18 protein-coding genes are annotated in these 24,925 nt (G+C 44.1%); 8 read left to right on the top strand and 10 right to left on the bottom strand.

The genetic code is table 11. The features are described 5' to 3' along the window. Nucleotides 1-105 precede the first annotated feature (105 nt). The 5 genes from AC6H1S_RS13595 to AC6H1S_RS13615 form a co-directional block, all read right to left on the bottom strand. On the bottom strand, nucleotides 106-2,025 hold the full coding sequence (locus AC6H1S_RS13595) for a TlpA family protein disulfide reductase (protein WP_497563957.1): 1,920 nt from the start codon (nucleotides 2,023-2,025) through the stop codon (nucleotides 106-108). Between the two features lie 200 nt (nucleotides 2,026-2,225). Further along, a complete protein-coding gene (locus AC6H1S_RS13600) occupies nucleotides 2,226-3,659 on the bottom strand; it encodes a TolC family protein (protein WP_497563958.1) in 1,434 nt (477 codons plus the stop codon). Then, nucleotides 3,643-6,822, bottom strand: coding sequence for an efflux RND transporter permease subunit (locus tag AC6H1S_RS13605; RefSeq protein ID WP_497563959.1), 3,180 nt, complete (start codon nucleotides 6,820-6,822; stop codon nucleotides 3,643-3,645). The genes AC6H1S_RS13600 and AC6H1S_RS13605 overlap by 17 nt, the downstream gene beginning before the upstream one ends. 23 nt (nucleotides 6,823-6,845) lie before the next feature. Then, nucleotides 6,846-7,928 (bottom strand): efflux RND transporter periplasmic adaptor subunit, encoded by a 1,083-nt coding sequence (locus tag AC6H1S_RS13610; RefSeq protein ID WP_199139439.1) that lies wholly within the window; start codon nucleotides 7,926-7,928, stop codon nucleotides 6,846-6,848. Between the two features lie 351 nt (nucleotides 7,929-8,279). Then, nucleotides 8,280-10,202 carry a TlpA family protein disulfide reductase gene (locus AC6H1S_RS13615; protein WP_497563960.1) on the bottom strand — a complete coding sequence of 641 codons (1,923 nt, stop codon included), beginning with the start codon at nucleotides 10,200-10,202 and terminating at the stop codon, nucleotides 8,280-8,282. Nucleotides 10,203-10,344: 142 nt separating this feature from the next. Here AC6H1S_RS13615 and AC6H1S_RS13620 point away from each other — a divergent pair, with 142 nt between their 5' ends. Beyond that, nucleotides 10,345-11,100, top strand: coding sequence for an EcsC family protein (locus tag AC6H1S_RS13620; protein WP_497563961.1), 756 nt, complete (start codon nucleotides 10,345-10,347; stop codon nucleotides 11,098-11,100). A gap of 144 nt (nucleotides 11,101-11,244) precedes the next feature. On the opposite strand, the gene AC6H1S_RS13625 is transcribed toward AC6H1S_RS13620, so the two are convergent. Then, the gene (locus tag AC6H1S_RS13625) at nucleotides 11,245-11,640 is read right to left on the bottom strand and encodes an RNA-binding S4 domain-containing protein (RefSeq protein WP_497563962.1); all 396 of its coding nucleotides are present in this window, start codon (nucleotides 11,638-11,640) and stop codon (nucleotides 11,245-11,247) included. Nucleotides 11,641-11,820: 180 nt separating this feature from the next. On the opposite strand from AC6H1S_RS13625, the gene AC6H1S_RS13630 reads away from it, so the two are divergent. The 5 genes from AC6H1S_RS13630 (at nucleotide 11,821) to AC6H1S_RS13650 (ending at nucleotide 16,673) form a co-directional block, all read left to right on the top strand. Then, nucleotides 11,821-12,639, top strand: coding sequence for a 2,3,4,5-tetrahydropyridine-2,6-dicarboxylate N-succinyltransferase (locus AC6H1S_RS13630; RefSeq protein ID WP_199139431.1), 819 nt, complete (start codon nucleotides 11,821-11,823; stop codon nucleotides 12,637-12,639). A 73-nt stretch (nucleotides 12,640-12,712) separates the two neighbouring features. Then, a complete protein-coding gene (locus AC6H1S_RS13635; protein WP_497563963.1) occupies nucleotides 12,713-13,837 on the top strand; it encodes a glycosyltransferase family 4 protein in 1,125 nt (374 codons plus the stop codon). Further along, the gene (locus tag AC6H1S_RS13640) at nucleotides 13,834-14,613 is read left to right on the top strand and encodes a DUF5672 family protein (RefSeq protein ID WP_199139427.1); all 780 of its coding nucleotides are present in this window, start codon (nucleotides 13,834-13,836) and stop codon (nucleotides 14,611-14,613) included. Before AC6H1S_RS13635 ends, AC6H1S_RS13640 begins: the two co-directional genes overlap by 4 nt. After that, nucleotides 14,606-15,172 (top strand): L-threonylcarbamoyladenylate synthase, encoded by a 567-nt coding sequence (locus AC6H1S_RS13645; RefSeq protein WP_497563964.1) that lies wholly within the window; start codon nucleotides 14,606-14,608, stop codon nucleotides 15,170-15,172. The genes AC6H1S_RS13640 and AC6H1S_RS13645 overlap by 8 nt, the downstream gene beginning before the upstream one ends. 91 nt (nucleotides 15,173-15,263) lie before the next feature. Further along, on the top strand, nucleotides 15,264-16,673 hold the full coding sequence (locus AC6H1S_RS13650) for a CCA tRNA nucleotidyltransferase (protein WP_199139423.1): 1,410 nt from the start codon (nucleotides 15,264-15,266) through the stop codon (nucleotides 16,671-16,673). 52 nt (nucleotides 16,674-16,725) lie between these two features. Here the strand turns inward: AC6H1S_RS13650 and AC6H1S_RS13655 are convergent, their stop codons facing one another. Beyond that, nucleotides 16,726-17,445 carry a hypothetical protein gene (locus tag AC6H1S_RS13655; protein ID WP_199139421.1) on the bottom strand — a complete coding sequence of 240 codons (720 nt, stop codon included), beginning with the start codon at nucleotides 17,443-17,445 and terminating at the stop codon, nucleotides 16,726-16,728. Between the two features lie 187 nt (nucleotides 17,446-17,632). Between AC6H1S_RS13655 and AC6H1S_RS13660 the strand changes: the two genes are divergently transcribed. Further along, entirely contained in the window at nucleotides 17,633-18,283 is a 651-nt protein-coding gene (locus tag AC6H1S_RS13660) for an IS1096 element passenger TnpR family protein (protein ID WP_199139419.1), read from the top strand. Between the two features lie 70 nt (nucleotides 18,284-18,353). After that, entirely contained in the window at nucleotides 18,354-19,271 is a 918-nt protein-coding gene (gene miaA / locus AC6H1S_RS13665; RefSeq protein ID WP_497563965.1) for a tRNA (adenosine(37)-N6)-dimethylallyltransferase MiaA, read from the top strand. A 29-nt stretch (nucleotides 19,272-19,300) separates the two neighbouring features. Here miaA and AC6H1S_RS13670 read toward each other — a convergent pair whose 3' ends face one another. From AC6H1S_RS13670 to rpoC, 3 genes are all read right to left on the bottom strand, one after another. Next, complete coding sequence (locus AC6H1S_RS13670) at nucleotides 19,301-19,615, bottom strand: DUF3467 domain-containing protein (RefSeq protein WP_199139417.1); 315 nt, start codon at nucleotides 19,613-19,615, stop codon at nucleotides 19,301-19,303. Between the two features lie 129 nt (nucleotides 19,616-19,744). Beyond that, nucleotides 19,745-20,506, bottom strand: a complete 762-nt coding sequence (locus AC6H1S_RS13675; protein WP_497563966.1) for a hypothetical protein — start codon at nucleotides 20,504-20,506, stop codon at nucleotides 19,745-19,747. 113 nt (nucleotides 20,507-20,619) lie between these two features. Beyond that, nucleotides 20,620-24,906, bottom strand: a complete 4,287-nt coding sequence (gene rpoC / locus AC6H1S_RS13680; protein ID WP_199139413.1) for a DNA-directed RNA polymerase subunit beta' — start codon at nucleotides 24,904-24,906, stop codon at nucleotides 20,620-20,622. Between the last annotated feature and the right edge of the window lie 19 nt (nucleotides 24,907-24,925).

The following is a 24,925-nucleotide window of genomic DNA, read 5'->3' on the forward strand; positions in this document are numbered from 1 at the left end:
AAAATACTGGTTTTCGTGGATTTTTCAAGCCCCGGCTAAACCTGCAATTGGAAAAGGGGATATTGGCCAAAAAAAAAGCCCCAGGATTCTGGGGCTTTTTTACACTTATTTGCTGTTCTGCGAGGCTCCTTTGGCCAATTCTATCATCATGTCGAGTTCTTTGACTGTTCCATCGGCGCTGCCCGAAAAACCAACTTTTTTAAACCGGATGTTTCCGTTGCCATCAATGATATATTTCTGCGGGATTCCGTCGCCGTTTAAATTGTAGCTATCTATAACATCGAACCTGCTGGGATCCTGCTTGTTTTTGGTATCGAACAACACATTAAAGGTATAAGTTGTGCCGGCCATAAAGTCTTTCACTACCTTTTCCCTGTTATCTTCGTTTTGCCAAGTATTGACAAACAAGAATACCACGTTAGGATTGTTTTTGTACTTATCAACGGCTTTTTGCATGCCTGGGAAAGAGGCCACGCAAGGGCCGCACCAGGTTGCCCAGTAATCGACAATAACTACCTTGCCTTTAAGACTGGCCAGCGAAACTTTTTCTCCCTTTAAATTCATCAGGGCGAATGCCGGCGCTGGCCTGTTGATCATTTCTTTTTCAAACTTGGCTCTTTCTTTGGCCATAGCTTCTTTTTCTAAGGAACCATAATAGGCGTCAAATGGTTGCGCACCTTTATAGGCCGCTTTAAGATCGGCTTTCAATTGTTCGGTACCTTGGCCCTCTCTGACAAACCTCTCGGCGTACTTAACCACATCTTCATTTCTGTTGTTCTTTTTAAGGAAAGAAACAAAGCGGACATTCATATCGGGGCTGCTAAAGTTGTTCATATTCACCGCTTTTTCCTGATACTTCAACGCTTCCTCACTTTTGCCCAAATGATCAAGCAATAAGGCATAAGTATCTGCGTAAGAGGCGTAATTGCCTTCTATGCCTTTGAGGTAGCTTTCTTTTGAAGCATAATAAGCTGGCATGGGATCGTTTTTAGCCGCCTCTAAAAGCTCGAGCGATTTTTTCGAGATTTTCGCACTGAAAGGCATATTTTCCTTTTTTTCAGCACCAGCCCATGCATAGGTATTATAAAGGGAGGCCAAAGTAATCTTGTTGCTTATCTTGTTGCTATAAAATTCAAATTTTTCATTGTTTTTGGCCAAGCCATACGCACTGGCCACTTGGGCATAAAAGCCTTCCAATTTATCTGCATCTGCCTTTTTATTGGGATCAAGGCCAAAATCGGCTGTCAGCTTTTTGAGGAGGGCCTCCATTTTTACGGCATCTTTTTCGTTATAGATGGCATTGGCACTTTTATTATAGGCATAGCTGCCCTTCGGGTATTGGATTTTAATCAGATTATAAACCGAATCTGCTGCTGATTTGCGCTTTAGCACGGTGTACAAATTAGCGGTCTTAATCATGTCGTCTTCGCTCATTTTGGCCGCTTTATTTAGCGATAAGAGTTCATGCTGGATCATTTGCTCGCCTTTGGCTTTATCTGCGCCGTACTGGAGCGCCAAATAGCTGATTATATTTGGGCCCCTCATGTTCGGATCGGCGTCAAACGCTTTCTCATAGGCTGCAATGGCTTTGGTTTTGTCTGATTTGATGCCCGCCAAGGCAGCGCCCATACCGTTGTAATAAAGCGCCTCCCAATAATAAGCCATGGCCGTAGGTTTACCGTCTTTGTAAAAAAGCGTGTAATAGCCATTAGGGTTATCGTCTTTGGTACCATCGGCAGCAAAAGTAAGCACAACGATGGCCGTACTATCCACTGGTGTAAAATCGCCTTTGTAAACAGAACCCTCCTTGGTGAGGTCTACATTTACTACTTTCTGTTTTTTGTTTACGAAAGTCTGTGCCACGCATTTTACATTGGCCAAACCATCGAGGTTGCCACCTTTTGCATCATATTCGAACGATAAAGGTTGACCGGCTACAGGCATGGCCGGCGAAAACTTAATGTGCTGCGCCTGGGCTCCAGCCAGGGTCAAGGCCAATACCGCCGATAAAACTAATTTTCTCATGATTAATTTGGTTTAGGGTTTAAGGTTAACTAAATATATAGTTTGCATTTTAAACTTCCAAATTTTTGAGCGATTTCTTGCTGATTAACTACAAGTTAACCGTTACAACAAAACAAACGGCGCTGTAATAAACACCAGCAAAACCTCTGTGTGTGTACTACAACGCCGCGAAGATGATGACCAAACGAGATCAGCGTATTTTAATTCCAGCCTCCTCCCAAAGCCTGGTAAATATTAACCACGGCATTAAGTTGCTGTTTTTTGGTTTCGATCAGTTCCAGTTTCGATTCCAAGGCATCGCGCTGGGTCATCAGCACTTCGAAATAATCGGCCCTGGCCGATTTGAACAAATCATTCGAAATCTCGATCGATTCAGTGAGTGCCTTGGCCTGCTTGGCTTTTAAATCGTAGCTTTTTTGCAGGTTGCTGAGGTTAGACAACTGATTGGCTACTTCGATATAGCCATTTAAAATACTGCGTTCATAATTATAAACTGCCTGCAATTGCTTGGCATTGGCCGTTAAATAATCGGCTTTGATGGCATTTTTGTTGATCAGCGGCCCTGCCAGATCGGCAGCCAGCGAATAGAATATCGATTCGGGCGTTCTGAGCAAATATGAAGGGTTAAAAGCCTGGTAACCGATTGATGCAGAAATGCCCAGCGAAGGATAGAACTTAGCTTTGGCCACTTTAACATCCAGTTTCGCTGCCGCCAGGTCGAGCTCCGCCTGTTTAATATCGGGGCGATTGGCCAACAATTGCGACGGAAGCCCTTCTTGAATGCTTGGTGGCACCAAATCGGTAAAGTTGGCCTTGCTTCTTGGAATTGGTTGCGGAAAGCGACCCAGCAAGAAATTGATCTTATTTTCGGTGTTGACAATGTCTTTTTGGATATCGAATTCCATGCTTTTCGAATTCAGCACCTCGGCTTCGAATTTCCTAACGGCAAGCTCCGTAACGCGGGTGGCTTGTTTCTGGATTTTCATCAGCTCCAAAGCATTGCTTTGCAGGGCGATATTCTTTTTCACAATATCCAACTGGTTATCCAAAGCCAACAACTCATAGTAGGAATTGGCTACTTCGGCCACCAGATTGGTTACCACAAAGTTTTTGCCTTCAACGGTTGATAGGTATCGGGCAACTGCGGCTTTCTTCGAATTGCGCAATTTATGCCAGATATCGGCTTCCCATTCGGCCTGTAAGCCAAATTTATAATCGGGCAATACATCTGGTACGCCTTTGCCCGGTGTGATATCGGTAGAAGCATCGCCCGCACCAGAACTGGTATAACGGCCAACCTTTTCTAATCCGGCACCGGCGCCATAGCTTACGCTAGGCAAAAGCTCGCCTTTTTTGGCCCTCACCTCGTTTTTGGCAATTTCGATTTCCTGCAGGGTCATATTTAGCTCCTGATTGTTTTTCAAGGCCGTATCAATCAGGTTCACCAAATCGGGATCGGTAAAAAACTTGCGCCATTGGATGTTTGCACTGTTTAAGGTATCTGTTGAGGTACCAAAACTTGTTGGCACATTTTTATTTTCGGCACGTTGCGTAAACTCTGGCACTTTACAGGCCGAATAAGCAACACAAATCAGAGCCAGGCCAAGGCCTTTTAGGCTATTTTCTCTTAACATTGTCTTCAATTTCTTCGGTTAACGGATGTTCTTCTTCAATCTTGATCAGCTTGCGCCTGGCCGCTATTTTTCCAAAAACCAAATACAAGCCTGGAATAATAACCACGCCGAAAAGCGTTCCGAAAAGCATGCCTCCGGCAGCCGCGGTTCCGATGGTCCTGTTGCCGATTTTTCCGGGCCCTGTGGCAATCATCAACGGAATTAAACCTGCAATGAAAGCGAAAGAGGTCATTAAAATCGGACGGAAACGCACCTTGGCACCTTCAAGGGCCGATTTGAGGATGGAAGCTCCCTGGCTATGGCGTTGCGCCGCAAATTCTACGATCAGCACCGCATTCTTACCCAGCAAACCAATGAGCATCACCATGGCCACCTGCGCATAGATGTTGTTTTCTAATCCAAATACCTTGAGGAACAAAAAGGCGCCAAACAAACCGGCAGGCAAAGACAGGATGACCGAAAGTGGCAAGATAAAGCTCTCATATTGGGCGGCAAGCACCAGGTAAACGAAACCTAAACAAATGAGGAAGATATAGATGGCTTCGTTGCCACGCGATACCTCGTCCTTAGAAATACCAGCCCAATCGATACCAAAGCCCCTAGGCAGTGTTTTCTTGGCTACTTCGCTAATTACTTTAATGGCTTCGCCCGAACTGTAGCCTGGCGCCGCCTGTCCGCTAATTTCGGCGGCATTGTACATGTTGTGCCGGGTAATCTCCGACAAACCGTACACCCTTTCCATGTGCATAAAGGCAGAGAAAGGCACCATTTCATCGCGGCTGTTCTTCACCGAAAGCTTAAGAATATCTTCTGGCAAGGCCCTGTATTGTGGCAAGGCCTGTACCATTACCTTATATTGACGGTCGTATTTAATGAAACTGGTTTCGTAATTACTGCCCACAAAAGTAGAAAGGGTATTCATGGCATTGTCAATGGTAACGCCTTTTTGCTGCGCCACATCATTGTCTATTTTAAGCATGTATTGCGGAAAACTTGAGCTGTAGAAGGTAAATACAGATGAAAGTTCCTTTTGCTTGTTCAGCTCGCGCACAAAATCGTTGGCTACGGTTTCCATTTTTTTATAGTCGCCACTACCCGCTTTATCCAGCAAGCGGAGTTCGAAACCGCCTGCCGCACCATAACCAGGTACTGCTGGTGGCTGAAAAAATTCGATGGTAGCACCTGGGATCGACTTCGCCTTTTGCTCTAATTCGTTGATAATGTCCTGAGCCGAGTTTTTGCGTTCGTGCCAGTCTTTCAGGTTAATCAAACAGGTTCCAGAGTTTGCGCCAGTACCTTCGGTCAGGATTTCGTAACCAGCCAATGATGATACCGATTTTACGCCTTCAATGCCTTCAGACATTTTTTGGAGCTGCTCCGAAATCTCGTTGGTACGTTCGAGCGTCGAGCCCGGCGGCGTTTGGATAATGGCATAAACCATGCCTTGATCCTCGTTAGGGATAAATCCTGTAGGTACGCTTCCATTCAAAAACCAAATACCCAAACAAAATATCCCCAATGCGCCAAAAGTAAATATACGACGGCTCACTACTTTGTTCAATACCTTTTCATAGCTGCCGGTCAATCGGCCAAACCAGTTGTTGAAACCATCGATGGCCTTATCAACAATGCTTTTCTTTTTGGCTTTGCCGTGCGTGTTTTTCAACATAATGGCACACAAGGCCGGCGTAAGCGTTAAGGCCACAATACCCGACAAGATAATGGCGGTAGCCATGGTAATGGAGAACTGCCTGTAGAAAATACCTACGGGACCCGACATAAAGGCTACCGGAATAAATACCGAGGCCATTAAAAAGGTAATGGCAATAATGGCTCCGCTAATTTCCCTGAGGGCCTGTTGTGTAGCTCTCAATGGCGAAAGCTTTGGATTATGCTCCATCTTGGCGTGTACCGCTTCAATTACCACAATCGCGTCGTCTACCACCACCCCAATAGCCAATACCAGGGCAAACAAAGTGATCAAGTTAAGCGTAATGCCGAAGAACTGCATAAACACAAAGGTTCCGATCAGCGATACTGGTACTGCAATGGCCGGGATTAGCGTTGAACGCCAGTCGCCAAGGAATAAGAAAACCACCAGGCCCACCAAAATAAAGGCTTCAATCAAGGTGTGGATTACTTTTTCTATCGAAGCATCGAGGAACTTGGAAACATCGTAGCTGATTTCATAATCCAAGCCTTTGGGAAAGGAGCTGTCTTTGATTTCGGCCATTTTCGCTTTCACGTCCTTAATTACCTGGCTCGCATTGCTGCCATAAGACTGTTTCAGCACGATAGCGGCCGAAGGCCTTCCGTTAATGTGCGAATACAAATCGTACATCGAACTGCCGAATTCGATATCGGCTACATCTTTTAAGCGCAACAATTCGCCATTGGGATTGGCTCTTAGCACGATGTTTTCATAATCTTGCTTGGTGCTGAACCTGCCCGAATATTTCAATACATATTCAAAAGCCTGTGAGCGCTTGCCCGAACTTTCGCCGGTTTTGCCTGGCGATGCTTCCAAACTTTGCTCGTCGAGGGATTTCATTACCTCATCGGCCGAAATCTTGTAGGCCTGCATACGGTCTGGCTTCAGCCAAATACGCATGGCATACTCGCGGTTACCCAAAATATCGGCGAAACCTACGCCATCAACCCTTTTCAATTCAGAAAGCAAATTGATATCTGCATAGTTGTAAAGGAAGTTTTCGTCCATTTTTGGGTCTTTGCTATACAAGTTAATGTACATCAACATGTTGGATTCTTCGCGACTGATTTTTACGCCCTCGCGCACTACCAGCGGCGGCAACTTGTTGGTAACCGCAGCTACCCGGTTCTGAACGTTAAGCGAGGCCTGGTTAGGATCGGTACCTAGGTTAAACACCACCTGAACACTAGCCTCTCCATCATTACCGGCATCAGAAGCGATGTATTTCATGCCGGGTACACCATTAAGTGCACGCTCGAGCGGAATAACCACCGATTTGATCAACAACTCGTTATTGGCGCCAGGGTATTCGGCGGTAATGTTCACCTTTGGCGGCGAAATAGAAGGGAATTGTGTTACGGGCAGGTATGAAATCGCCAGTGCACCCAAAAACACAATAATAAGGGATATCACTATAGAAAGGACTGGCCTTTGTATGAATTTGCCAAACATAAGATTAAGTTTAAGGGGTTAAATTATTCTGCTTTTAATCTTAACTGTTTCAGCACCTCTTGCGGATTTTGGAACTTATAAGTGATTTTATCGTCGTCTTTTGCCTTTTGAACGCCTTCTAGCAAGATCTTGTCTCCTGCTTTAATCCCATCGGCTACGATGTACAGGTCGGGCAGCTCGCCAGTTACAGTAATCGCCCTTGAGTGTACGACGTTACGGTTATCCACCACAAAAACATAGGTTTTATCTTGGATGTCGTAAGTTGCTTTTTGAGGAATTACCAAGGCATTTTTGATAGGCACTACCATCTGTATCTTGCCGGTTTCGCCATTTCTCAGCAGATTATCGGTATTGTTAAACCTTGCCCTGAAGGCGATGTTTCCGGTTTCGTTGTCAAATTCGCTTTCAATCACCTCAACCTTGCCTTTTGATTTGAGCAATTGGTTGTTGGCCAAAAGCAGCCCAACATCTTGTGTGTTTTTTGCCTTTGCCGACGATTGATAGCTCAGGTATTCAGGTTCGGAAACGTTGAAATATGCAAAAACCTGGCTGTTATCAGAAAGACTGGTCAACAAAGCGCCCTCATCCACCAAACTGCCCAGTTTTAAAGGAATACGATCGATCGTGCCATCAAATGGGGCCCTGATTTCGGTAAACGACAAATGAAGCTTGGCCAACGAGGTTTCGGCATTGGCCGATTGCAGTTTGGCCTTGGCCATCGCCAATTCGTTTTGCGAAACTACATTTTTGTCGGTCAGGAGTTTGGTATTTTGAAGCTCGATTTCGGCAGCCTGTTTTTCGGCCTGTGCCTTTAAAACTTCCGCCTGGAACAGCTTAGGCATAATCCTGAACAGCAACTGTCCGGCACGCACATGCTGGCCTTCATCTACATAAATGTTTTGCAAATAGCCTTTCTCTTGGGCCCTCACCTCAATGTTGCGAACAGATTTGATCTGCGAAACATACTCTTTAGTAAACGAAGTGTCGATTTGTAAGGGAGAGGTAACTGCGTAAGTAACAACTTCTTCTTTCTCTTCTTTTTTTGACGTACAACCTGTTACGTAAATCAAAGCACTCAAACCGAGGCATATGACGTTTCTTTTCATTGTTTTATTAGTTAATCTGATTTGTTTTCTTTCCTCATTCTGTAGGTCAATCTATTTTCGAGACCGGTAGGCTGTAATCAGATGCTACCTTTCCGTTTCAATAAATTAGAATTCCCTATCTGGTTAATATGGGGACGAAATAACTACAGATTTATGAAGTTATAATGAAGTTGAAATTCATATTATTAGGCCACCCTGATGCCACATGGCAATTTTATGACAAACAACACAAGGCAAAAAGTGTATGTTTTACACTAAGTTTGGGATTATTGCATTAAGTTTGGCCGATAACAAAAAAAGCAATAGAAACTATTGCTTTTTTATGCGGTAATTAAGAAATTAATAATGAGCTTACTGGCTGTTTTTAACCAGCGAAATCATGGTATCTAATTCTCTCACAATTCCTTCGTCGGTTTCGGGAGCGCCAACTTTCTTGAAGCGGATATTGCCTTTGCCGTCAATGACAAACTTAGTAGGAATGCCAGGTACTTTGTAGGCTTCAACCACCTCAAATTCGTTGGGATTATTTTTGTTTTTAGAATCAAACAAGATGTTAAAGGTGTACTTTTTGGTGGCAAACCAGTCTTTGACCAGCTTTTCCCTTTCGTCGTCTCGTTCCCAGGTATTGACAAATAAAAACACCACATTGGGATCATCCTTATATTTATTGATGGCCAGTTGCATACCTGGAAACGAATTGAGACAAGGTCCGCACCAAGTAGCCCAAAAATCAACGATTACGGTTTTGCCTTTCAAACTGGCTAAGCTTACCTTTTCACCTTTTAGGTTGGTTAAGGTAAAAACCGGTGCCGGCATGTTGATCATTTCTTTGGTTAGCTTGGCTTCTTCTAGGGTACTAGCTTCTTTTTCCAACCCCGAATAATAAGCTTCGAATGGCGTAGTGCCTTGGTAAACGCTTTTCAGGTTTTCTTTGAGCTTTGCAGAAGAAACTCCAGCCTTAACAAATTGCTCAACATAAGCCTTAACTTGATCTGATTTTCCGTTTTTGATCAACAGGTCGATATACCTTTCATTGAGTTCTACGCTTTCATAATTATTTTCTTTTACGGCAACCGTTACCATGGCAAGCGCTTCCGCATCCCTGCCCGCAGCAGCCAACAAAGCCGCGTAGGTATTTTTGTAGGATTCATAAAAGCCACGCCTAACTTTTAAATAACCTGCTTGAGTATAGTAATAATCCTTGAAGTACTCGGGCATTTCCTCCTGCATAACCATTTCCATCAAATCCAATGATTTTTTAGAAAGCCTCAGGGCAAAATCGAGGTCTTTTTTGGTGCTGATGCTCTGCGCAGCAAAAGAGTTATAAAACATGGCCCGGGTATCCTTTAATGGATTCATATCGATAAATTCTTCCACTTTTTGACTGTTTTTTGTACTGATAAACGCTATGCCCATCCGGTTAATGGCACCGCCAATCTTAGCCAAGTCGGCGCTCTTGTTCAGGTCGAGCTTGAAATCGGCAATGGCCTTTTTAAAAGCCGCTTCCTTCTGATAGGCATCTGCCTGTAGCCTGAAAACACTGTCGAGCGTAAATTTTAGTGCTACCGTACTTAGCGGATATTTGGTTCTGACCAATTTATTTACCGAATCTTGAGCTTTCTTATCCTTCAAAAAAGCATAAAGGGAAACCATTTGGTTGAGATTCTTTTCAGAATTGCCGCGTTTGGCATAAATGCCGATGTATTGTCTGGCCATTTCGTTCGCCTTGGCATTGTTGAGCAAACCCTGCGAAACCAAGTATTCGTTTAGGTATTTCTCCTTGAGCGTGCGATCGGCTTGGAAAGCCTTCTCATAGCGATCAAAAGCCTTGGCATTGTCTGTTTTAAGCTTAACCAACCTGTTGCCAAGTCCGGCGTACAAGTAGCCCTCTATCAAAAGTGACATGGGCGTTGCTGTCCCGTTTCGGTAAAATTTGGTGAAGTAGCCTGCCGGATTTTCGTCAATCGTTTCGCCAACATAAAAAACAAGCAGTGCCAAATGCGTAGAGTCTGTAGGCGTGAAAGTGCCTTTGTAGCTGTCACCGATCTTCTCCAGATTAACGGCTATGCGTTTGGGGTTGTCGATATCCGTAAACGCCTTGGCTACACATTTAATGTCGGAGTACTGCCCCAGCGTGCCACCCTTGGGATGGTATTCGAAGCTTATCGGCTTCCCTATTTCGGGGTTTAGACTGGAAAATTTCAAGGTTTGCGCCTGTACCTTCGCGAGCAAAGCAAAAATCATAAAAAATAAGGCTACTGTTTTTTTCATCATAAATCTAATTAACAAAACTAAAAAATTAGTTAAAAACTAAAACTATAGTTATTGTTTTGCATTTCCAAATATTCGTTGTAATAATTTGTTAAACCGTAGTCTAATCAATTGGGGAACGATTTTTGAAGATCGACTGCTAACCATGGAAAACTACGAGAAACAGATCAGGTACGAACTGCAATTTTGGGAGCTAGAGCTCATGAAAAAGCCCTCTCTATGGGGCAATTTGGCGACAAAAGCACAGACCAAGATCAACAACTATATTCCAGCCAAAGTACACAAAGCGATTACCGTTACCATTAAGCAAATGGTGAAGGCTGTACTTTTCGGTTCTACCTACACTACCACCAAAATGCCTGTGCCCGAAATAAGCTTGTTGCACCGAGAGGCCCTGGTCAAAGCGAAAATAGATTCGTATAGCAAAACCGGCGCGGCGGAAGGCGGCATTACCGGCGCAGGAGGCTTTTTAATGAGCATGGCCGATTTCCCCATCCTGATCGGCATTAAAATCAAATTGCTCTTCGAAATTGCTTCGCTGTACGGTTTCGATGTAAAAGATTATCGCGAGCGGCTCTACATCCTGCATATTTTTCAATTGGCTTTTTCGAGTAAAAGAGGTGCCCAGCATATCTTCAAGCAGATGCAGCACTGGGAAAACAAATTGATTATCCTGCCCGAAAGCGCCGACCAGTTCAACTGGCAGACCTTTCAGCAAGAATACCGCGACTATATTGATTTGGCCAAAATGGCACAATTGCTTCCTGTAGTTGGAGCCGCGGTTGGTGCGGTAGCCAATTACCAGTTGCTTCAAAAGCTAGGCAAAACAGCCATGATGGCTTATCGGATGAGGGTGTTGGATAAAGGAGTTGAAGGTGGGAAGTGGAAGGTTAAAAGTTGAAGGTAGTGAGTTCTAAGTGTTAAGTGGATGATCAATGGCCACCAAGGATGAACCATAGATTATTGCCCATGAACGATCAACTCTAGACCATTAGCCATGAACCTGCAATCTCCCAACTCCTGACTTCCGTATCTAAAGTCCCGACTAGTCCTCTTCCTCAAAAAAATTGTCGAGCAATTCGTCAGTTTCCCGTCTGTCTTTTTTAGTTGGGCGGCCCGTTCCCCTATCGCGTTTGAGGCTTGGCGCATGAAATACCGATTTAAAGGCATGGGTTTCTTCAACCGGCGTGAGGTCCTTATATTTGGTTACGGCAATTTTGGCATCGGTACGGTTATATGAAAGCTCCAGCACTTCGATGATTTTCTTTTCTATGCCTTTAGATACCTGGTAAACATCGCCCACCTTTACAATGGCCGAGGGTTTGATATTCTGTCCGTTGAGCTTGATACGCCCTGCCTTGCAGGCATCGGTAGCCAGGCTACGTGTTTTGAACAGCCTAATGGCCCACAAATATTTGTCTATTCTTAGTTTCTCTTCCATAAACGTTCAAAAATACGCAAACCGCGCAACGAACAATTGCCCAGAACAAAAAATATAAATCCGTTGTTAGCTCCTTGCATTTAAGCGACGGTTGTATTGGGCGAAAATCAAAATTAAACCAACGAAAACAATGTTCAATACATAAAATTGATTTATTTTGTAAAAAATTTAAAAACAGCCATGATTGGAGAATTAAAAAAGTTAGTAGAAGCCGCTTGGGAAGATAGATCTTTATTAGCCTATAATAACTATTGCGAAGCGATAGAAGAAGTAATTTTAAGATTAGACAAAGGCGAATTGCGCGTTGCAGAGCCTGTTTTAAATAGCTGGGGAATTAACGAATGGATCAAGAAAGCCGTGATCCTGTATTTCCCAATCAAGGAAATGAAAGAAATTAAGGTTGGCCCTTTTGTTTTCCACGACAAAATGGAGCTGAAAACCAACTATAAAGAAAGCGGCGTACGCGTAGTCCCTCATGGCATTGCCCGTTATGGCGCCTACTTGGCCAAAGGCGTGATCATGATGCCTTCTTACGTAAACATTGGCGCTTATGTAGACGAGGGTACCATGGTTGATACCTGGGCAACCGTAGGCTCATGTGCCCAAATTGGCAAACGCGTACACTTAAGCGGTGGCGTTGGGATTGGCGGTGTTTTAGAGCCGGTACAGGCCGCACCTGTTATTATTGAAGACGATTGCTTTATCGGTTCGAGAGCCATTGTGGTTGAAGGCGTTCGCGTAGAGAAAGAAGCCGTATTGGGAGCTAACGTAGTCTTAACTGCATCGACCAAAATTATTGACGTAACCGGCGAAAAACCGGTTGAACACAAAGGCGTAGTTCCGGCACGTTCGGTTGTAATTCCAGGCTCTTACACCAAAAAATTCCCAGCTGGCGAATTTCAGGTTCCATGCGCCTTGATCATTGGCAAACGCAAGGAATCAACCGATAAAAAGACTTCGCTTAATGACGCATTAAGGGAAAATAATGTAGCCGTATAAAATTGTTGGAAGGTTGAAAGGTTGAGCAGGGTAACGTTCCAACTTTTCAGCCTTTAAACGCTACAACAATCGAATGAGAATTGGATACGATGGCAAACGGGCAGCCAATAACCAAACCGGCCTCGGCAATTATAGCCGTTCGCTAATTGAACATTTGGCGCAGCAGTTTCCTGAAAACCAATATTTTGTCTATACGCCAAAAATCAAGGAGAAACTGCACAAGCTGCCTTTGTTTTCGAGCAGCAACGTCCATTTGGAATTACCCCAAAAAGGGAGTTCCAAGTTATTTTGGCGCAGTTCGGGCATCAAAAAACAATTGGTAAAAGACCAGCTTGATCTTTTTCATGGCCTCAGCCACGAAATCCCCTTTGGCCTACCAAAAACAGGCATCAAAAGCATTGTAACCATGCACGACCTGATTTTTTTGCGCCTGCCCCAATACTACAAGTTTATAGACCGGCAACTTTACAGGTTTAAAAGCCAATATGCCTGTAAACATGCCAACCGTATTATTGCCATCAGCGAGAAAACCAAACAGGACATTGTTGAGCTTTACCAGATCAGCCCTAACCGGATAGACGTAGTTTACCAAAGCTGCGACGATAGTTTTAAGGTAGCGGTAAATGACGACCTTAAAGCGGAGGTTACGCAAACCTATCAGCTACCCGAAAAGTACATCTTGAACGTAGGAACCATCGAAGGCCGCAAAAACCTGTTGCAATTGGTTCGCGCCCTGCCAACAGTTAACCCAATTTACAAGCTCGTTGTCATTGGCCGGCCAACGGCTTACGCCAAATTGGTAGAACAGGAAATAAGCAAGCTTGGATTAACCGAGCGGGTAATTTTCTTAAAAAAAGTGCCTTTTAGCCATCTACCAGCTATTTATCGCTTGGCGAGCCTGTTTGTATTGCCTTCTTATTACGAGGGCTTTGGCATCCCGATTATCGAAGCGCTTTACAGTCAGGTACCCGTCGTAGCCGCTACAGGCTCTTGCCTGGAAGAAGCCGGTGGCCCGTTCAGCAAATATGTATCGCCAGACGATGTAAATGCCTTGGCCAAAGCCATTAATCAAGTGCTGGCCGATGAAAAACTACAAGCCGACATGAAAACCAAAGGCCTGCAGTACGTACAGCGTTTTAACAACGATATCGTAAACGAACAATTGATGAACTGTTACCTTAAAACCCTTGCCCCATGAGCTGTGTAGTTGTTTTTCCGCTGTATCAAGTGCCCAGTTCGTTAGAATTGGCTTTTTTGGAAAACGGCTTGAGGCTAACCCAAGGCCATAAACAGGTTATTGTCGCCCCAGAGGGCCTGCAGATAGACGAGGCTTACGGGCAACTGCAACAACTGGAAGTGAAGCGTTTTGCCAAACATTTCTTTGAAGGCATTAGCGGCTACAATCAGCTGTTACTTTCCAAGGCTTTTTACAAGGCCTTTGCTTTGTTCGATTATATCCTGATCCACCAGGCAGATGTCTATCTTTTTAAGGACGAACTCAAGCTATGGTGCGAAAAAAACTACGATTATATAGGCGCACCCTGGTTCAGGCCCGACAAATTGAACAGAAACGGCTTGTTTAACTTTTGGCAGCAACTTAAACTGGTGTTTAAAAAGAATAAGCTTTATGGCCAACGCTACAATAAGGTAGGCAACGGAGGCTTGTCGCTGCGTAAGGTGCAGGCCGCTTTGCAGGTATTAGACCAAGTTGATGCGGCTGTGCTCAAACCTTACACCCACACCGAAGGCGACGCTTTTAACGAAGATATATTCTGGTCGCTGGAAGCGCCGAAAATCAAAACCGGCTTCCGTATTCCCGACTGGCAGGAAGCCATGCATTTTGCGGTAGAGTTCCATCCCGAAATAGCCTATCGACAGCTTGGGCAAACCCTGCCTTTCGGTTGCCATGCGCCACTCAAGCATAATCCAGAATTTTGGCGTAAATTTATACCAGAAATGAATGCACATGCTTAAAGAAGAAATCAACAAGGCTTTGGCCGTGCTCAAAGAAGGCGGCGTAATCCTTTACCCAACAGATACCATTTGGGGTTTGGGCTGCGATGCTACCAACGAAGCCGCCGTAGCCAAAATATACGACATCAAAGGCCGGTCGGCCGACAAAAGCCTTATTGTGCTTTTAGATACCGACAACAAGCTGCCGAGCTATGTAAATGAAATTCCAGACGTGGCTTACCAGCTCATTGAGTATGCCGAAAAACCGCTGACCATCATCTTTTCAGGTGCCAAGAACTTAGCCAAGAATGTAATCAACGCCGATGGTTCTGTAGGCATTAGGGTGGTGAAGAACGAATTCTGCGAACAGCTGCTCCAGCGTTTCCGCAAACCGATTGTTTCTACTTCTGCCAATATCAGCGGCCAGCCCTCGCCACAGTTCTTCGACCAGATCAGCGAAGAAGTGAAAGCGGCAGTAGACCTGATTGTAGACATTGACCAGGACGACCGCACCGTTAAAAAACCTTCAACCATTATAAAATTAGGTCCATCGGGCCAATATGAATTGATAAGAAAGTAATTTTATTACTTTTGTAGCCGGATTACGTCGCCTAACCAATATTGGGTTTTCTCAAGCTGTTTATCAGTCTAGCCGACGAATTCGTTTTGATATGCAAGAGCACCTACAAAATCCCATATTCAAGGTATTGGCGCAAACCGTGGCGCAAACCCAAACAGAAGCTTATGTTATTGGCGGTTTTGTTCGCGACTTGTTCTTAAACCGTCCATCCAAAGACATCGACATTGTGGTGCTCGGCAATGGCATCGAGTTTGCCGAAAAAGTGGGGCTGCACCTGGGTACCAAAGTAGCCGTTTTTAAGAACTTCGGTACCGCCATGCTCAAATACAACGATTTGGAAATCGAATTTGTAGGCGCCAGGAAAGAATCCTATCGGGCCAATTCGCGCAAGCCCATCGTAGAGAACGGCACTTTGGAAGACGACCAATTGCGCAGGGATTTTACCATCAACGCTTTGGCCATTTCCCTCAATCCAGCAACTTATGGCAGCTTGGTTGATCCTTTTGCTGGCCTGGCCGATCTGGAGCACAAGCTGATTCGCACCCCTCTCGATCCCGAAATTACTTTTTCAGACGATCCATTGCGCATGATGCGGGCCATCCGTTTTGCTACCCAATTAGGTTTTAGCATAGACGAAACCGCCATACAGGCCATCAAAAGCCAAAAAGAAAGAATCAGCATTGTTTCTAAAGAAAGGATAACCGACGAACTGAATAAGATCATCTTGGCCAAACAACCTTCTATAGGCTTTAATTATTTGTTCGATACCGGTCTCTTGCATCTTATTTTTCCGCAAATGGCCAATCTATATGGCGTAGAAATCATTAGAGGCAAAGGCCATAAAGACAATTTTTACCACACTTTGCAGGTACTCGACAATATTTGCGAAACTTCCGACGATTTATGGCTACGCTGGGCCGCCATTTTGCACGACATTGCCAAACCAGCCACCAAGCGCTTCGAAGAAGGCCACGGCTGGACTTTTCATGGCCACGAAGACAAAGGTGCCCGTATGGTACCCCAAATATTTGCACAACTTAAACTGCCACTCAACGAAAAGATGAAGTTTGTGCAGAAACTGGTACAGCTGCACCTGCGCCCGATTGTACTGGCACAGGAAAAAGTAACCGATTCGGCCGTTAGGCGTCTGCTTTTCGAAGCCGGCGAAGAAATAGAAAGCCTCATGTTGTTGTGCAATGCCGATGTCACCACCAAGAACGAATACAAAATCAAGAAATACCGCAACAACTTCGAGCTGGTTAAGCAAAAGCTAAAAGATGTTGAAGAGCGCGACCAACTGCGCAATTGGCAGCCGCCAATTTCGGGCAACGACATTATGGAAACCTTTGGTTTGGCTGCCGGTCGCGAAGTGGGCCTGCTCAAAAATGCCATCAGGGAAGCCATTCTAGAAGGCGAAATCAAAAACAGCTACGAAGAAGCATTTCATTTTATGCTCGAAAAAGCCAAGGAATTAGGCTTGGTCCAAGTGGTCAAACCATAAACTACCTGCAAACAAAAAGACCCGGATCTAAGTCCAGGCCTTTTCAGCGTCTTTAATTCATCAGGCCCAGGTCGGGGAAAAGGAATAAAATGCCTTCTGGAAAATTGCCGCTAACCGATTTTACCTTTCCTTTCAGTTCTGGATAAAAATCGCCGGTATAGTAGGTAATTTCGGCTTGGCCAACGGATTTCAGCTTGCCCTTGATCTCGGGATAAAAATCGCCTGTATAATAGCTGATGGCAATATTGCCCACAGATTTCAATCTGCCTTTGATTTCCGGATAGAAATCGCCGGTATAATAAGTTACTTCGGTTTTGCCGATCGATTTGAGGCGGCCCTTCAGCTCCGGATAAAAATCGCCGGTGTAATAAACAATAGCTGTTTTGCCGATTGATTTGAGCCTGCCTTTAATTTCAGGATAAAAATCGCCGGTATAATAAGTAATCTCGGTAGGACCAACAGATTTAACCTTTCCCTTTATTTCGGGATAGAAGTCGCCGGTATAGTAAGTGATCTCGGTATCGCCGATAGATTTGATCTTGCCTTTGATTTCAGGGTAAAAATCGCCGGTGTAATAGGTGATATCGGTATGGCCAACCGTCTTAAACCTTCCATTCAGGATAGCGAAAACGTTATTGTAGTAGTCTATTTCGTTCCTGTCGACCGAAACCTGCGCACTCGCCGGCAAAAGCCAGCCCATCAGCAGCAAGGCCATGAGGGTCCTTGCATAAGGCATCAGTAAATGCCTTTTTTTGAATTGTAGATTTTTCATTTGTGTGTATTTGTGTGTAACCAAGTATAAATATTCTTACCGAAGAAAGCAAGTACAGTTGTGCCAAAAATTAAAATAGTTGTAAGAAAAAGTTCGATTTTAATCTATTTGGCCAAACCTAGGTAGAAGTACGCTCTTAAAATTATTTTTTATTTCTTAATTTTACAGCCAGAAACAGAACAGCGCAATGGCAATTTATAGATTTAGAATTTCTTTTGAGGATTTTGACGACATCGTAAGAGAAATCGACATTAAAACCACTCAAACTTTTGAAGATTTGCATAGGGCAATCCACCGCTCTACAGGTTATAACGCCGATAAATCATCTTCTTTTTACGTAAGTACCGACAACTGGATTAAGGGAGAGGAAATTGCCATCCTGCCTAACCAGCGCAAAATAGACAATGGCGTTAAATTGATGGAAAACTCTAAACTGAGCAGCTTTATCGATGATCCGCACCAAAAGTTCTATTACATTTACAATTTCGAGCGCCCTTACGATTTCCATGTGGAGCTGATCAAGATCATTTTGGAAAACGATCCAAACATCGAATATCCCTTCTTGGTTAAGAGCATCGGAGAAGCGCCTAAAATTATTGATAAGACCAATGTTGGAAGCTTTGCGGCCAGCAGTACATCTTCTGGCGACTTCGACTTTTTGAACGAAATGGATTTTGTACCCGAAGATGCCGAAGAACTGGAAGCCATGGGGGGCAGAGGCATCAACGCCGAGGAAGTTGACGAAGAAGAAGAGGAGAGCGAAGATGAAAACGACGAGTTCTCTAGTGGCGACGATTACGAAGACGACTACGGCCACAGCGATAAAGACGATTATTAACCAAATTTGGTTAATTCTTTGATTTGGGGCATCTTCATGCCAATCGAAGATCGTAATCCTAAAACCCAAAATGAACAAGCCCATGCCACAAAAGACCTTAATTGTTGTAGTAGGGCCAACTGCCATAGGTAAAACCGCCTTGGCCATTCAATTGGCCAAGCATTACCAAACCGAAATCATTTCGGCTGATTCGCGGCAGTTTTTTAGGGAAATGCATATAGGCACGGCCAAGCCTTCCATAGAGGAACTGGCCGAAGCACCCCATCATTTTATCGATTCGCATTCGGTAAGCACGCTTTTCAGCACCGGCGATTTTGAAACAGAAGCGCTCCGCTTAATGGAAACGCTTTTCCAAAAACACGACCAGCTGATTATGGTTGGGGGTTCAGGACTATACATCGATGCCATTTGCAAGGGCCTAGACGAAATGCCGGAAATCGATTTGGCTATCCGCACACAACTGAACCAGCAATTTGCCAACGAAGGTATCGAGCCCATCAGAAAGCAATTGCAGGAGCTTGATCCCGAATATTATGAAAAAGTAGACCAATCGAATCCGCAACGCATGATCAGAGGCCTGGAAGTGGTGCTTTCTACTGGAAAGAAACTCAGTTCGATGCTCACAGCCACTAAAAAGCAAAGATCATTTAACATTATCAAAATAGGCTTAAACACTGACCGGGCCTTATTGTATGAGCGCATCAACCATCGGGTTGATTTGATGATGCAGGCCGGCTTGTTGGAAGAAGTCAAAAGCCTAGTTCCCTATCGCCAGTACAACGCCCTCAACACGGTAGGCTATTCAGAACTGTTCGACTACCTAGATGGCAAAACAGATTTGGAGCAGGCTGTAGCCATGATCAAGCAAAACACACGCAGGTTTGCCAAACGTCAATTGACCTGGTTCAGGCGCGACGAAGACACGACCTGGTTTGAGCCTGATGAACTAGAAAGAATAATTTCTTTTTTAGAAGGACAAATCAGCTAATTGGCAAATACACCAATTAGCCAACCTGATTAAGCCTGCGCCGTAGGCCCGCCAAAGTTCATCGGAAAGCCCGGAGGCTCTTCTTGGGTCTTGATACGGCCATTAATGGCTTCGAATTTCTCAACGTTATCCTGCATGGCCTGCAGCAGCCTTTTGGTATGCTCTGGGGTAAGGATAATCCTCGATTTTACTTTTGCCTTTGGCACGCCTGGCATTACACGGATAAAATCCAATACAAACTCGGTGTTAGAGTGGGTAATGATGGCCAGGTTAGAAAAAATACCTTCTGCAATTTCTTCAGAAAGCTCTATGTTCAGTTGATTTTCGTTTTGTTGCTCTTCCATAAAACAAAGCTAATAGTTTGCACGAGCTTACAAGCAATTATTTTAACAATTGAATAAACGATTTATTAGATCAAAACCCTTCTCAACTTTTCATTAACAAGCCTATCTCATTCAATACTCGAATTTCAGTTAGGGTGCGTAGTAGTATTTGATTTTTGAAGTTACCTTTCCAGCACTTGAAAAAGTTGCTTCTGTAGGATAGCCTAAAGAATTATAGTTTCTGGCAATCGTGGACGTGCTTGTTGAGCCATCTGGATTTATGGTCGTTTCTCCCAAAGAATTGTTCTTGCACCTTGCAAATAAAAATCCAATCGTTTCCAATTCATCGGCACGGTCGTAAAATTGATTGTGTTTATTATCGTATAGAGGATTCTGGTAGACGTAAGTTCGCACACCACTTTCATTCATTTTTAACTCTGTTACATTTTCTCCGCTCCATACATACTCAAATGTTGTAGAATTGCGGACCCACTTGGTTCTCCTGTTATTGTTGTCGTACTCAAAAGTATTTACATTGGTCACCACATTTGGCGCATTGCCGTATTTCATAACTTCGGTCTGCCTGGTTCTTCTTCCCTGCCCATCATATTCAAAACTGAACGTTGATGTAATATTGTCAAAGTTGTAAGTTTTTGCTATCCCCGATAACCTACCACCTGCATCGTAGGTCAATACAAATCGGCCATCGCCACCTACCGCAGTACTTATTTGGTTGTTTGGGTTGTAGGTAAACTCCCATAGCGTTGTTTCTGCTCCGGTTGTCAGATCTACGTTTACGATTTTAGCTAGTTTTTTATTAGCCTGTTCTTCTGGTTTCGGATCTTTTTTGTTACAGGAAACCAAGGTCAACAACAAAAGAAAAGGCAGAAGCTTCGGGTATAAGAGGCGCATAATTGGTTAGATTTTGAGCCAAATATAGCCAAAAAACTTGCTGTTTAACCGAGCGCCAAACAAAAAAGTCCCTCCGGTTGGGGAGGGACTTTGATTAGAAATATGCGAATTGATTAAGCTTCTACTTCTTCTTGTTTCGAAGCCAACAATTTATCGTATTCTTCTTGCGAACCTACAATGATACGCTCGTAGCCACGTACGCCGGTACCTGAAGGGATCAAGTGACCAACAATTACGTTTTCTTTCAAGCCTAGCATGTTATCGCGTTTACCTGCGATAGCCGCTTCATTCAGTACTTTAGTAGTTTCCTGGAACGATGCCGCAGAGATAAACGATTTGGTTCCCAACGATGCACGGGTAATACCTTGCAGGATTGAACTTGCGGTTGCCGGTTTGGCATCGCGCACTTCAACTTGTTTCATGTCTTTACGTTTCAATTGAGAGTTTTCGTCTCTTAGCTTACGTAATGAAATGATCTGGCCTGGTTTTACTGCAGTCGAGTCGCCGGCTTCTACCACTACTTTTTTGTCGTAGATTTCGTCGTTTTCTTCCATGAAGTCCCAACGGTCTACCGAGTCGTTCTCTAAGAAACGGGTATCTCCTGGATCTTCAATGTGTACTTTCTGCATCATTTGGTGTACGATAACCTCAAAGTGCTTATCGTTGATTTTCACCCCTTGCAAACGGTAAACCTCTTGGATACCATTTACCAGGTATTCCTGTACCGCTGCCGGTCCTTTGATGGCTAGAATATCAGCTGGAGAAATCGATCCGTCAGATAATGGCATACCTGCTTTCACGAAGTCGTTATCCTGTACCAAAATGTGTTTTGATAGTGGCACAAGATATTTTTTAACTTCTCCATCTTTTGATTCGATGGTAATCTCGCGGTTACCACGTTTCACGCCACCTAAGGTTACCACACCATCAATCTCGGTTACTACCGCAGGGTTAGATGGGTTACGTGCTTCGAACAACTCAGTTACACGTGGCAAACCACCCGTAATATCTCGGGTTTTACCAGTAGCACGAGGGATTTTTGCCAAGATTTGACCTGGTTGGATTCCTTCGCCTTCGTCAACCGAAATGTGTGCACCTACCGGAATGTTGTAAGCTCTTACCAAATCGCCTTTTTTATCAACCACACGGATGGAAGGGTTTTTGGTTTTATCGCGGGTATCGATAATTACTTTCTCGCGGTGACCGGTTTGCTCGTCAGACTCTTCGCGGAAGGTTACCCCCTCAACGATGGCTTCGAACTCGATCTTACCTGCAAATTCAGAGATAATTACCGCGTTATATGGATCCCATGAGCAGATCTTGTCGCCTTTGGCAATGGTATCGCCTTCTTTTACGTACAAGAATGCACCGTAAGGAATGTTATTGCTCACAATTACTTTATTGGTACCTGGTTCTACGATTTTGAACTCACCTGAACGGCCCAACACGATATCGATTTTACCATCTTCTGTTACCGTTTCTACCGTACGTAGGTTCTCGAACTCGATTACGCCATCAAATTTGGCATTGAGTTGAGATTCGGCCGCAATGTTAGATGCGGTACCACCCACGTGGAAAGTACGAAGTGTTAACTGTGTACCCGGCTCACCGATCGACTGTGCGGCAATTACACCTACAGCCTCGCCGGTTTGAACACGTTTGCCAGAAGCCAAGTTACGGCCATAGCAAAGAGCACAAACACCGCGTTTGTTTTCGCAGGTTAATACCGAACGGATTTCGATGCCTTCTAACGGAGACTCTTCGATTGCTTTCGCAACGTCTTCATTGATATCTTCGCCAGCACCAACCAATAACTCGCCGTTTAGCGGGTTAAATACATCGTGCAGCGAAGTACGGCCCAAAATTCTTTCATATAATGGCTCCACAATATCCTCGTTGTCTTTCAAGGCTGTAGTATACATCCCTCTCAACGTACCGCAGTCAACTGCGTTAACGATCATATCTTGGGCAACATCGTGCAAACGACGGGTCAGGTAACCCGCATCAGCTGTTTTCAAGGCCGTATCCGCCAAACCTTTACGGGCACCGTGGGTAGAGATAAAATACTCTAATACAGATAAACCTTCTTTAAAGTTTGAAAGGATTGGGTTTTCGATAATCTCGCCACCAGAACCTGATTTTTGTGGTTTCGCCATCAAGCCCCTCATCCCTGCCAACTGACGGATCTGCTCTTTAGAACCACGGGCTCCAGAGTCAAGCATCATATAAACAGAGTTGAAACCTTGGTTATCGTTGGCCAGCTGGGTCATTACAAACGTAGTTAAACGGTTGTTGATACGGGTCCAGATATCGATAATTTGGTTGTAGCGTTCGTTGTTGGTAATGAAACCCATGTTATAGTTGTTTCTTACCTCTTCAACTTCGGCAGCGGCTTGTTCCAATAGCGCATGTTTCTCTACAGGAATGTTTACGTCTTGTAAGTTGAACGATAAACCGCCTCTAAATGCCATTTGGAAACCTAGTTCTTTGATGTCATCCAAGAACCTGGCCGAACGGGCCATACCAGTCATTTTTACTACTTCACCAATAATATCCCTTAAAGATTTCTTGGTTAATAGTTCGTTGATATAACCTACTTCTTCTGGTACCAATTGGTTAAACAATACCCTACCAACCGTAGTTTCTGTTAATTTGTTAACGATTGTGCCATCCTCTTGTTTTACGTTCACTTTTACCTTGATAAAAGCGTGCAAATCAACTTTTTTCTCGTTGTAGGCAATAATTACCTCTTCTGGAGAATAGAATGACGAATCTTGGCCCTTCACTACACGTGAAGCATCGGTTCTACGGCCTTTAGTAATGTAATAAAGACCCAAAACCATATCTTGCGAAGGTACTGTAATCGGTGTACCGTTTGCAGGGTTCAAGATGTTGTGCGCCGCTAACATGAGTACTTGGGCTTCCAAAATTGCAGCATTACCCAACGGTAAGTGAACTGCCATCTGGTCACCGTCAAAATCCGCGTTGAAGGCGGTACATACTAACGGGTGCAATTGGATCGCTTTACCTTCAACCAATTTAGGCTGGAAAGACTGGATACCCAATCTGTGCAACGTAGGTGCACGGTTAAGCAATACCGGGTGTCCTTTCAATACGTTTTCGAGGATATCCCATACCAATGGATCTTTTCTATCTACGATTTTCTTGGCTGATTTTACTGTTTTAACCACACCTCTTTCAATCATCTTGCGAATAATGAACGGTTTGAATAATTCAGCAGCCATATCTTTTGGCAAACCGCATTCGTGTAATTTAAGGTTTGGACCTACAACAATTACCGAACGGGCAGAGTAATCTACACGTTTACCTAATAAGTTCTGACGGAAACGACCTTGTTTACCTTTCAAGATGTCTGAAAGCGATTTCAAGGCACGGTTACCTTCGGTTTTAACCGCATTAACCTTACGCGAGTTATCGAACAACGAATCTACAGCTTCCTGCAACATACGTTTTTCGTTACGCAAGATTACTTCAGGTGCTTTGATCTCGATCAAACGTTTTAAACGGTTGTTACGGATAATTACACGACGATACAAATCGTTCAAATCTGAAGTAGCGAAACGGCCACCTTCTAATGGCACCAACGGACGCAACTCTGGCGGAATAACCGGAACGATCTTGATGATCATCCACTCTGGGTTGTTCTCGATACGGGTTTGCGAACCACGGAAAGCTTCTACAACTTGAAGACGTTTTAAAGCCTCATTTTTACGTTGCTGCGAAGTTTCATTAGCCGCCTGGTGACGCAAATCGTAAGACAAAGTATCTAAGTCAATACGTTTCAATAAGTCTTCTAAGGCTTCGGCACCCATTTTGGCAACGAATTTATTAGGGTCTTTATCGTCAAGGTATTGGTTTTCTTTAGGCAGCTTGTCCAAGATGTCCAAATACTCTTCTTCGGTTAGGAAATCCATGTACTGGATGCCTTGCTCAGCCATTAAACCTGCTTGGATTACTACATAACGCTCGTAGTAAATGATCAAGTCCAGTCTTTTGGTTGGCAAACCTAAAAGGTATCCGATTTTGTTAGGCAATGAGCGGAAATACCAGATATGCGCTACAGGAACCACCAAATTGATGTGGCCCATACGCTCTCTACGCACTTTTTTCTCGGTTACCTCAACGCCGCAACGGTCGCAAACAATACCTTTATAACGGATACGTTTGTACTTACCACAGTGGCATTCGTAATCTTTTACCGGACCAAAAATACGCTCGCAAAACAAACCATCGCGTTCAGGCTTGTAGGTACGGTAGTTAATGGTCTCAGGTTTTAACACCTCACCACTTGAGCGCTCCAAGATATTCTCAGGCGATGCCAAGCTAATGGTAATCGAGGTGAAATTGCTTTTTAATTTATTATCCTTTTTGTAAGACATATTTCTTTCTTTAATGATT

Source organism: Pedobacter sp. TM02, assembly GCF_059705275.1.